This window comes from Nitrincola nitratireducens, from assembly GCF_000585235.1.
GTDB lineage: Bacteria > Pseudomonadota > Gammaproteobacteria > Pseudomonadales > Balneatricaceae > Nitrincola > Nitrincola alkalisediminis.
In genome coordinates this window covers 1-9,895 of sequence record NZ_AONB01000037.1, presented here as the reverse complement: position 1 = coordinate 9,895, position 9,895 = coordinate 1, and the positions used below count along the sequence as shown (strand labels likewise).

Annotated in this window: 11 protein-coding genes and 1 pseudogene; all 12 read left to right on the top strand. The window is 43.9% G+C overall.

Annotation, left to right across the window (positions count from 1 at the left end; all coding sequences use genetic code 11):
* Window positions 1-553, top strand: a pseudogene (locus tag D791_RS18240) (hypothetical protein); the annotation flags it as partial.
* Entirely contained in the window at window positions 553-978 is a 426-nt protein-coding gene (locus D791_RS18235; protein ID WP_036514829.1) for a DUF2802 domain-containing protein, read from the top strand. The pseudogene D791_RS18240 and the gene D791_RS18235, both read left to right, overlap by 1 nt.
* Before the next feature lie 111 nt (window positions 979-1,089).
* Window positions 1,090-1,497 (top strand): nucleoside-diphosphate kinase, encoded by a 408-nt coding sequence (ndk, locus tag D791_RS18230; RefSeq protein WP_036514827.1) that lies wholly within the window; start codon window positions 1,090-1,092, stop codon window positions 1,495-1,497.
* Window positions 1,498-1,566: 69 nt separating this feature from the next.
* The gene (gene rlmN, locus D791_RS18225) at window positions 1,567-2,676 is read left to right on the top strand and encodes a dual-specificity RNA methyltransferase RlmN (protein ID WP_036514824.1); all 1,110 of its coding nucleotides are present in this window, start codon (window positions 1,567-1,569) and stop codon (window positions 2,674-2,676) included.
* 28 nt (window positions 2,677-2,704) lie between these two features.
* Entirely contained in the window at window positions 2,705-3,475 is a 771-nt protein-coding gene (gene pilW, locus D791_RS18220) for a type IV pilus biogenesis/stability protein PilW (RefSeq protein WP_036514822.1), read from the top strand.
* Between the two features lie 62 nt (window positions 3,476-3,537).
* Window positions 3,538-3,990: a helix-turn-helix domain-containing protein gene (locus D791_RS18215; protein ID WP_036514819.1), complete on the top strand. Its 453-nt coding sequence runs from the start codon at window positions 3,538-3,540 to the stop codon at window positions 3,988-3,990.
* Complete coding sequence (locus D791_RS18210; RefSeq protein WP_036514816.1) at window positions 3,987-4,361, top strand: DUF4115 domain-containing protein; 375 nt, start codon at window positions 3,987-3,989, stop codon at window positions 4,359-4,361. Before D791_RS18215 ends, D791_RS18210 begins: the two co-directional genes overlap by 4 nt.
* A gap of 54 nt (window positions 4,362-4,415) precedes the next feature.
* Entirely contained in the window at window positions 4,416-5,666 is a 1,251-nt protein-coding gene (gene hisS / locus D791_RS18205) for a histidine--tRNA ligase (protein WP_036514813.1), read from the top strand.
* A gap of 19 nt (window positions 5,667-5,685) precedes the next feature.
* On the top strand, window positions 5,686-6,342 hold the full coding sequence (locus tag D791_RS18200) for a YfgM family protein (protein WP_036514811.1): 657 nt from the start codon (window positions 5,686-5,688) through the stop codon (window positions 6,340-6,342).
* Window positions 6,339-7,487: an outer membrane protein assembly factor BamB gene (gene bamB / locus D791_RS18195; RefSeq protein ID WP_036514809.1), complete on the top strand. Its 1,149-nt coding sequence runs from the start codon at window positions 6,339-6,341 to the stop codon at window positions 7,485-7,487. Before D791_RS18200 ends, bamB begins: the two co-directional genes overlap by 4 nt.
* Before the next feature lie 67 nt (window positions 7,488-7,554).
* The gene (der, locus tag D791_RS18190; RefSeq protein ID WP_036514807.1) at window positions 7,555-8,994 is read left to right on the top strand and encodes a ribosome biogenesis GTPase Der; all 1,440 of its coding nucleotides are present in this window, start codon (window positions 7,555-7,557) and stop codon (window positions 8,992-8,994) included.
* The gene (gene murI / locus D791_RS18185) at window positions 8,984-9,841 is read left to right on the top strand and encodes a glutamate racemase (RefSeq protein ID WP_036514805.1); all 858 of its coding nucleotides are present in this window, start codon (window positions 8,984-8,986) and stop codon (window positions 9,839-9,841) included. The genes der and murI overlap by 11 nt, the downstream gene beginning before the upstream one ends.
* The last annotated feature ends 54 nt before the right edge of the window (window positions 9,842-9,895 follow it).

Genomic DNA, 9,895 nt, shown 5'->3' with positions numbered 1-9,895 from the left:
AGAGCCAGAGCCAGAGCCAGAGCCAGAGCCAGAGCCAGAGCCAGAGCCAGAAATTAAAAAGTCTATCGAGGCCAGTTCTATGGCGGATATTGAACGTGTAGTTTCGTCACAAAAACCAGCCGCCCATGATGACCTGCATTGTCTTTTAATAGACGTACATGGTTTAAAATTAGCTGTCCCGTTTGATTATGTCGAGGGGGCATCTGAAATTCGGGATCTGACGTTAAGCATTGATTCAAGGCAAGATTGGATTTTAGGTCGATATGGCGATGCTTATCAGCAAACGGTTGTGGTTGACACGGGTGTATGGGTGATTCCGAGTACCTATAATGTAGATGATGCGGCTTATACAGATATTGTTGTTTTAAAGGGAAGGTCTTGGGCGTTGGCCTGTAACTCAATCATTGAATCTATTTACATACCTTTGAGTAGTCTAAATATCAATAAGGATAAGACGCATAGAGCTTGGCTTTATGCTACGTGCTTAGAAAAGCGCTGCGCTATTTTAGATATACAACAACTGTTGGATGAGTTTGGGGTGATGATTGTCTGATGTCGCAGTTCGCGGGAGGTGCGTATGGTTGGGTTATATTGGCGAGTTTAGCGTTTTTAGCTATAGTCGCTGTTGGCCTGTCTATCATGGCGCTGATTCGTGTTAAACGGCAAGAACAGAGACATCAGGTTTTATTGAAAGTGTTACGCAATGAAATTCAAGGCGCAACAGGCAGCTCCATTGGTTTAGGTAAACGCTTGGTTGCTGTTGAGCGTAAATTGAATATTACAGCCGAAAAGCAAATTGAGTTAGAAAATAGAGATCCAGGGGTGCTTGCGTATAACCAAGCAGCTAGACTCATGGAGATGGGTGCTGGTGTCGAAGACTTGGTGCGATCATGTGGTATAGGCCGTCCTGAAGCTGAGCTTATGGCGTTGTTGCATCGAGAATTGCAAGATGACAAGTCAATCTCACATAAGCACTAACCTCATCATCTTGAACAGTGATGTTAATCGCTGTTCAGCCTCAGTTTCATCACGTATAATTGCCAACCTTTTATCCTTTATCGACCTTAGTTTTAAGCGAGGAAATAGACCATGGCTTTACAACGTACTCTGTCAATCATTAAACCTGATGCTGTTGCAAAAAATGTGATCGGCGAAATTGAAACTCGTTTCGAAAAAGCAGGTCTAAAGATTGTTGCAATGCAAATGAAAACACTTTCCAAAGAAGAAGCAGAAGGTTTTTATGCAGAGCATAAAGAGCGTCCATTCTTTGCTGATCTCGTGGCGTTTATGACCTCTGGTCCTGTTGTTGTTCAGGTTTTGGAAGGTGAAAATGCTGTTCTTCTTAACCGTGATTTGATGGGTGCAACAAACCCTAAAGAAGCAGCAGAGGGCACTATTCGTCGTGACTTTGCTTCTTCAATTGATGCGAATGCGGTTCATGGTTCAGACTCAGAAGCTTCAGCTGCGCGCGAAATTGCTTACTTCTTTGGTGGGTAAATAACCATCGATTTCATGGGTCGGCAAGAGATGTCGACCCATATTATATTGAACAATCAGGTACGCTGTATGCAAACTCCAACTAAAGTCAACTTACTTGGCTTATCCCCATCAAAACTAGAAGCTTTTTTCGACGAGTTAGGTGAAAAGCGTTTTCGAGCAACTCAAGTTCTGAAATGGCTTCATCAGAGGGGTGCGAGTAGCTTTGATGAAATGACCAATCTTAGTAAAAGCCTAAGAGAAAAATTGGAGAGCGTTGCTGATATTCGCGAACCTGAAGTGGTTGTTGAAAAGTTTTCAGCGGATGGGACGCGTAAGTGGGTTATTCGCATGGATGGCGGTTCAAGTATTGAAATGGTTCTGATACCTGAAGGCGCAAGAAAAACACTTTGTGTTTCCTCTCAAGTTGGATGTGCCTTAGATTGTAGTTTTTGTTCTACGGGAAAGCAGGGGTTTAACCGTAACCTGTCAACTGCTGAAATTATAGCTCAGTTGCGTGTTGCGATTCGCTCTTTTGGGCCTTTCGATCCTTCTGATGAACGCCGTGTTACAAACGTTGTTTTCATGGGGATGGGCGAGCCTCTTCTGAACTTTGATAATGTACTTGATGCAACACAGTTGATGATGGATGATAATGCGTATGGCTTATCTAAAAGACGGGTTACACTAAGTACAGCAGGTGTTGTTCCGGCTATGCATAGGCTTGCAGGTGTTAGCGATGTTTCGCTTGCCGTTTCGCTACATGCTCCGAATGACGAATTGCGAAGTCAGCTTGTGCCCGTGAATAGCCGTTATCCGATTCGCGAATTAGTTGATGCCTGCAATAATTATTTAAAGCATTTGAATGATAAGCGTGTTATTACAGTAGAATATACCCTGTTAAAGGGTGTTAATGATCAGATAGAGCATGCTCAGCAACTGATAAAAGTGTTGCGTAAATTTCCTTGTAAGCTGAACTTAATTCCGTTTAACCCATTTCCAGGTTCAGGATACGAAAAGCCAAACGAGGAAGCAATTTTGCGGTTTAAGCAGATAATTGTTAATGCGGGTATCATCACAACGGTTCGAAAAACACGCGGAGATGATGTGGATGCTGCGTGTGGACAGTTAGTCGGACAGGTGGATGATCGTACCCGACGTAGCCAAAAGTACATCAGCATGGTACAACAGCCATCATGATAAATGGATAGTTTATAAGGAGTAAAGGGTGAAGGTTAGGCTCGCGTTAGTCATACTGATTTTTTTTAGTTTTGCTGGATGTGTATCACAAACAGTAAGGCAAGATGCAACCTCTTCACCGGATGCTGCTTTACAAGCCTATACGCAGTTGGGGTTACAATATTTGCAAGCGGGTGATACCAATAATGCGAAGCAGTCGTTGCAAAGAGCTCTTGCCATTAATGAGCGCTATGCTCCAGCCCATAATGCAATGGGGTTAGTGTTTCAATATGAGCGTGAAAATGCGTTAGCTGAAGAATATTTCAAACGCTCCACGCAGCTGGACCCTAATAATTCAATGCACCGAAACAACTACGGTGCTTTTTTATTTGCACAGCAGCGTTATCCAGAGGCATGTGTTGAGTTGCAAAAAGCGGCTGATGATCCCTTTTATTCTGCTCGGGCTCAAGCATTTGAAAACGTAGGTCGCTGTTATCGTATGACAGGGCGTCTAGGTCAGGCAGAAGACGCTTTTAAGCGAGCGCTTGAGCTGAATCGTTCAAGACCCTTTGCACAAGTGGAGTTGGCAGATTTGTTGTTAGACAATGGCAATCTACCAGAAGCGATGCAATGGTTTGACCGTTTTAGACAAATGGTCGACAATCGAAACGCACAGCATTCTGCGCGCAGTTTATGGGTTGGCGTAAGAATAGCACGCGCGGAGCGTAACCCTAGCCAAGCTGCAACCTATGGTTTGCTATTAAGAAATTTATACCCTGATTCTGAGGAATATAGGCTATTTAGGGAGTCGGTGAATTGAGTACAGGCGACCATAATCAAGATTATCGGTCGGAAAATGGATTTCCCGGGCATGAACTAAGAATGGAACGCGAGTCAAAACACTTGACATTGAGTCAGGTGGCGACTGATTTGCACTTAATGCCAAAAGTCATTGCCGCTATTGAGTCATCGAAGCCGCAAACCTTTCATAATCCAGTGTTTATGAGAGGCTATATCCGTAATTATGCTAATTACTTAGGGTTAGATGCAAAAAAATATACGGTTGCGTTTGAACGGCTTGGAACTGTTAACTTAGCGCCTCCGGTGATCAAATCGACCAATAGTGTGAAGCAACGAGATCCGTTCAAGGTGCCGTTTGCCAGGGGGGTCTCTTGGCTGTTTGTGCTTACGATGTTAGGTGTCATCTTTTGGTGGTCGCAAGAGCAATATCGAGTTGTTCCATCTGATGCATCTAGCCTAACGGCGACTATGACTGACATAGCAAGTGAAAGCGAGCGTCTTATTGATGAGGGCTTCTTGGCGCCTGATGCTTGATTTCAGACGGAAATCCTATAGAAGACTCCGTTGGTGAGTCTGGCTCTCCTAGTGTGGCTGAGGCTGTAGAAGAGACTGTTGAGGAAGTTGTTGAAGAAATTGTCGAAATATTACCGATTATATTTGATGGATTAGACATGAGCTTCACAAATGAATGCTGGGTTCAGGTTCGAGACTCCAGTGGAAAAACCATTTACTCAGCGGTTGCTAATAGGGGTGATCAGGTACAAATTGCCGGATCCGAGCCTTTATCTGTGATTGTTGGGCGTGTTGATGCGGTTGCAAGTGCTTTGTATAAAGGCACTATAATTGATGTTTCGTCACTTACAAACACAAATGTCGCGCGTTTTACATTGCCTTTAAACCCTTAAAAGAAAAAGTAATGGCAGGATTATAGTTTGTCAAAGATTAAAGCAATTCGGGGAATGAATGATATTCTTCCTGAAAAGACTCCTGTATGGCAGTTTTTAGAAAAAACAGTTCGTGATGTTTTAGCTGGTTATGGATACCGAGAGATTAGAACACCAATAGTTGAGCAAACCGATCTTTTTAAACGGTCGATTGGTGAAGTCACTGATATCGTTGAAAAAGAAATGTATACCTTTGCGGATAGAAATGATGAAAGCCTAACGCTTCGTCCTGAAGGGACCGCGAGTTGTGTAAGAGCCTGTGAAGAGCATGGTTTGCTTTACAACCAGGTTCAGAGATTGTGGTATGCAGGGCCTATGTTCCGCTATGAGAGACCACAAAAAGGGCGCTATAGGCAGTTCCATCAAATAGGTGTTGAAACCTTTGGGATGTCGGGTCCAGATATAGATGCTGAATTAATTCTTCTAAGTGCACGTCTTTGGAAACAGCTCGGAATTGAAGATGTTGTGACACTGGAAATTAATACATTAGGGAGTGCAGAGTCTCGGCAGGCGTTTAAAAATGACCTTGTAGCCTATCTTACCACTCGTAAAGATGATTTAGATCCTGACAGTCAGCGTCGCCTAACAAGCAACCCTCTAAGAATTTTAGACAGTAAATCAGCACAAACTCAACTGATCTTAAATGAAGCTCCAAATTTTCATGATTATCTTGATGCTGAATCTACCTCACACTTTGAATGTTTGAAAGCTTTGCTTAACAGTGTAGGTGTTAACTTTCGAGTGAATCCGCGACTGGTTAGAGGGCTCGATTACTATAGCAAAACTGTGTTCGAGTGGGTTACGGAAGCGTTAGGTGCTCAGGGGACTGTTTGTGCAGGTGGTCGTTACGATGGTTTAGTTCAACAGCTAGGTGGTAAGTCGACGCCTGCTGTTGGTTTCGCCATGGGTGTTGAACGGTTAATTTTGTTAATAGAGTCTATCTCTAAATTACCAGCGTCACTTTATCAGCAGGCAGATGTGTACATTCTCCCGCTTACGACCACGTTGGAAGTGAAACAAAAAATACTTTGTGTAGCTGAAACCTTAAGGGATGAGACAGAGCTTAAGGTTGTGCTCGGTTGTGGGGATGGCAGTTTAAAGAGTCATCTTAAAAAAGCAGATGCCAGCGGTGCTCGTGTCGCATTATTGATTGGGCAGAAAGAACTGGAACATGATACGGTTCAGGTAAAGTTCTTGCGTGAAACCATTGATCAGCAAGAAATCAGTGTGAAGGATCTGACGGATTCTTTTCTAACAAAATTTTGAGGTTGTAGGAGTTAATCAGGTGGCTGAACTGCGAACTGAAGAAGAGCAACTGGATGCACTAAAGAATTGGTGGAAAGAAAACGGTAAAGCGCTGGTGCTAGGTGTTGGTGCTGCGGTTGCTATCGTTGTGGGCTGGCAGGGTTGGCAGTCACGTCAAGCAACGAATGCAGCGCAGGCTTCTATGCTCTATCAAAGCCTGATTGAGTCTGTCGTTGTTGATTTAGATGAAGGAAGGGCGCAAACAAGTGAAACCCTCCAACATTTAGGTGAGCGCTTAAAAGCCGAGCACGCTAAGTCAACGTATGCACAATATGCTGCATTAATTTTGGCAAGGGCGGCTGTGCAGTCGAATAACAATGAGGTTGCGATAGCTGAGCTCGACTGGGTGGTGGCAAACACTAAAGAAGAGGATATTAAGCGGATAGCCACCCTGCGTAAGGCAAAAATTTTGCTGGGCGAACAAAAAGCGGGTGAAGCTTTGTTATTGATGGACTCAATAGACCCTGCTAGCTTTGCAGTTATCTATCATGAGTTGCGCGGAGATGCATACTTTTTGCAAGAGGATATTGAGTCTGCACGTCGTGAGTATGATCGTGCGCTTGCGGCTAATACGGGTGAAGCGAGGCCAATTTTGCAAATGAAGCGTGATGATTTGGGTTCAGGGAGTGGCTCATGAAAAACCTCTTCAGATTTTCGGTCTTGCTGGTTCTCTTTGTCTTGCTTGGAGGGTGTGGTTTTTGGAGTAAAAGTGATGAGGTGAAACCATCACCACTCCCTGATATTGTATCTGAGAATAGAGTGAATGTGCTGTGGACCGCAAATGTAGGGGATGGTCCAGGTAGACGCTTTCATGAAATGACTGTTTCGATTGATGGCGACAGAATTTTTGCAGCTGATCATAAAGGTTTGGTTGCTTCTTTTGATCGTAGGACTGGCCAAAGGATTTGGTCAGTTAACTTGAAAGATCCCATTGTTGGTGGCGTGGGCGCTGGGCATGGTCATGTGATCGTGAATTTGCGTTCAGGTGAGATTGTTTCCTTAAGTGCTGAAAATGGTACCGAGTTATGGCGTTATCAGTTAACGTCCGAAGCAACGGCACAGGTACAAATAAACCCATCCATTGTTGTTGTTCAGACCGTGAATGGTCGTATAACGGCATTAGATAGAGTTTCAGGCACGCATCGTTGGACGTATGATGCGCAAGTTCCATCCTTATCACTGAGAGGTACGGGGGCTCCACTGCTCACATCAGATGTAACAATTGCCGGTTTTTCAAACGGAAAATTGGTTGCACTGAATAATGAAAGTGGTTTGTTCTTTTGGGAAACTCGAATTGCGGATGGTAGTGGTCGTTCTGAATTGGAGCGAATGGCAGATATTAAAGGAAGGCCGCTTATTTTAAACAATACATTATATGTTGCGGCGTACCAGGGACAGATCAGATCGATCAACCCGTTTAACCTCCAGACATTTTGGGGGCATGATGTTTCAACCTACCGAAGCTTAGCAACAGGGTTTGGAAATATCTATTTAGTAAATGACAGAGATGCTGTTCTGGCCATGGATGCTGCAAGTGGAGCTAGTGTCTGGACGCAAAGAGATTTATCATTAAGGCGCTTGTCAGCACCAGCGGTGATAGGAAATGCAGTCGTTGTCGGTGATGCTGAGGGGTATTTACATTTTATGTCACAGGTCGACGGGCGTTTTGTAGCGCGTCACAGGTTGGATTCATCAGGTGTGACGGGCGACATGTTAGTGCGTGACAATGTTCTCTATGTATTAACAAATGCTGGACGGTTAGCGGCTATTCAGCTGAATTAATGAATTTAATATCCAAAAACGGCTGTCTGTTTTTTACAGTCGGCCGTTTTTGGTTTTGGGAAAAACTATGCTTCCGGTAATTGCGCTTGTTGGGCGTCCTAATGTTGGTAAATCAACACTGTTTAATCGATTGACGCGCTCGAGAGATGCGCTCGTAGCTGATCTTCCAGGATTGACACGTGATCGCAAGTATGGCCAAGGGCAGCTTGATGAGTGCAGCTACATTGTGATTGATACGGGTGGTATCACAGGTGATGAAGCCGGTATTGACAAAGCGATGGCTCAGCAATCCCTATACGCAATAGAGGAAGCTGATGTTGTGCTCTTTATTGTTGATGGTAGATCAGGCTTGAATCAAGCAGATGAAATGATAGCTGATCATTTGCGTCGAAGTAATAAACCTTTTAGGTTGGTTGTGAATAAGACCGATGGTATAGATGAAAATGTGGCAATGGCTGATTTTTATGGCCTAGGTGTAGGGCAGCCAATACCGATAGCCGCCTCACATGGTCGTGGTGTTTCACAATTGATGGAGTTGGTGCTTGAGCCCTATCTCTTACTGAGCATCAAGGATGAGGCTGAAAAAGACGATTACAAAGATACGATACGCATTGCAATCATAGGTCGTCCGAATGTCGGAAAATCGACACTTGTTAATCGAATGTTGGGTGAGGAGCGTGTAGTTGTTTTTGACCAAGCAGGTACTACGCGTGACAGTATTTATATCCCGTATGAGCGCGAAGATAAAAAATATACACTGATCGATACTGCAGGCGTGCGGCGCCGTAAACATATCACTGAAGCAGTGGAAAAGTTCTCAATTGTTAAAACCCTTCAAGCGATACGTGATTCTAATGTAGTCGTAATGGTCGTTGATGCAAGAGAAGGGGTTACGGAGCAAGACTTGCACATGCTTGGGTTCATCATAGACTCTGGACGTGCATTGGTTATTGCTTTGAATAAATGGGATGGAATGACCTCTGAACATAAAGAAAAGGTGCGAGAACAAATAAGGCGGCGACTTGAATTTGTTGCATTTGCGCGAATGCATTTTATTTCAGCTAAGCATGGAACAGGTGTTGGTGATCTCTATGGTTCAATCCATGAGGCCTTTGATTCTGCGATGGCGAAATGGTCGACAAATAAACTGACACGTTTGCTTGAGGATATTGTTGCTGATCATCAACCTCCCTCCGTTCATACGCATCGCATCAAGTTGCGTTATGCGCATCAAGGGGGCTCAAATCCTCCTATTATTGTTGTGCATGGTAATCAAACAGATTCTCTGCCGATATCCTATAAGCGTTACCTGGAAAATCGATTTGTTAAATTGCTTAAAATTCGTGGGACACCTATACGGTTCGAATTTAAAACGGGCGATAACCCCTTTGCAGGTAAGCGAAATCTCTTAACAGCTCGGCAAAAAGCTAAAAAAGAGCGTAATAAAGAGCATATTAAAGCACTTAAAAAACAAGCTAAGAAGCGGTCGGATAAACGTGGAAAATAGTAGTGTCGGTGTGAGCAAGTCGATAGGTTTATTTGATTCTGGTGTTGGGGGCTTAACGGTTCTTAATGAGGTTAGGAAGTGCTTGCCGAATGAAAACTTAGTTTATCTAGGCGATACGGCTCGTGTTCCCTACGGAACCAAAAGTGTTGCATCGATTTCGAAGTATGCAGAGCAAGCAGTAAGGGCGCTGGAGTCTTATGATATAAAGGCGCTCGTTGTTGCGTGTAATACAGCTTCAGCTGCCGCTCTAGATGTTTTGAGAAACTCCCGTCCGGATCTGCCGATTATTGGTGTGATTGATCCAGGTGCGCAAGCGGCCGTTAGCGTGAGTCAAAAATGCCATATTGGTGTTATTGCTACTGAAAGCACCATTAGTAATCAGGCCTATCAAAAAGCGATTCTCTCAATTCGGCCAGATGCATCAATCAAAGCAGCGGCCTGCTCGTTGTTTGTGGCGCTTGCTGAGGAAGGGTGGCATGAAGGTGAGCTGGTTGAAGGAATCGTTAAAAAGTCATTAGAAAGTTTGTTTGTGCATGACCCTGAGCAAGAAGGTATTGATACACTGGTTCTGGGTTGTACACATTTCCCTTCATTAAGGGGGGCTATTCAAAATGTAGTCGGGCCGAAAGTTAGGTTGGTCGATTCTGCAACTACAGCAGCTGAAGCATTATGCAATGCACTGGATGGTCTGGGGCTACTAAATCCAACATCGAGGAATGGAAAGGTGATCTTCTTAGTAACGGACGGGCCTGAACGCTTTGCGCGTGTTGCTAAGAATTTTTATTCAGAATTGATTATGCCAGAAGATGTTACACTGATAGATATCCAGCATTTCGGTTTTAATTAAAAAAACTAAAAAAATAGAAATTAAGTGTTGACGTGAGTGTGAAGTCTAATTAAT

Coding starts and splice junctions, on each gene's coding strand:
- D791_RS18235 (WP_036514829.1), top strand. CDS start 553: ATGTCGCAGTTCGCGGGAGGTGCGTATGGTTGGGTTATATTGGCGAGT.
- ndk (WP_036514827.1), top strand. CDS start 1,090: ATGGCTTTACAACGTACTCTGTCAATCATTAAACCTGATGCTGTTGCA.
- rlmN (WP_036514824.1), top strand. CDS start 1,567: ATGCAAACTCCAACTAAAGTCAACTTACTTGGCTTATCCCCATCAAAA.
- D791_RS18215 (WP_036514819.1), top strand. CDS start 3,538: ATGGAACGCGAGTCAAAACACTTGACATTGAGTCAGGTGGCGACTGAT.
- hisS (WP_036514813.1), top strand. CDS start 4,416: ATGAATGATATTCTTCCTGAAAAGACTCCTGTATGGCAGTTTTTAGAA.
- bamB (WP_036514809.1), top strand. CDS start 6,339: ATGAAAAACCTCTTCAGATTTTCGGTCTTGCTGGTTCTCTTTGTCTTG.
- der (WP_036514807.1), top strand. CDS start 7,555: ATGCTTCCGGTAATTGCGCTTGTTGGGCGTCCTAATGTTGGTAAATCA.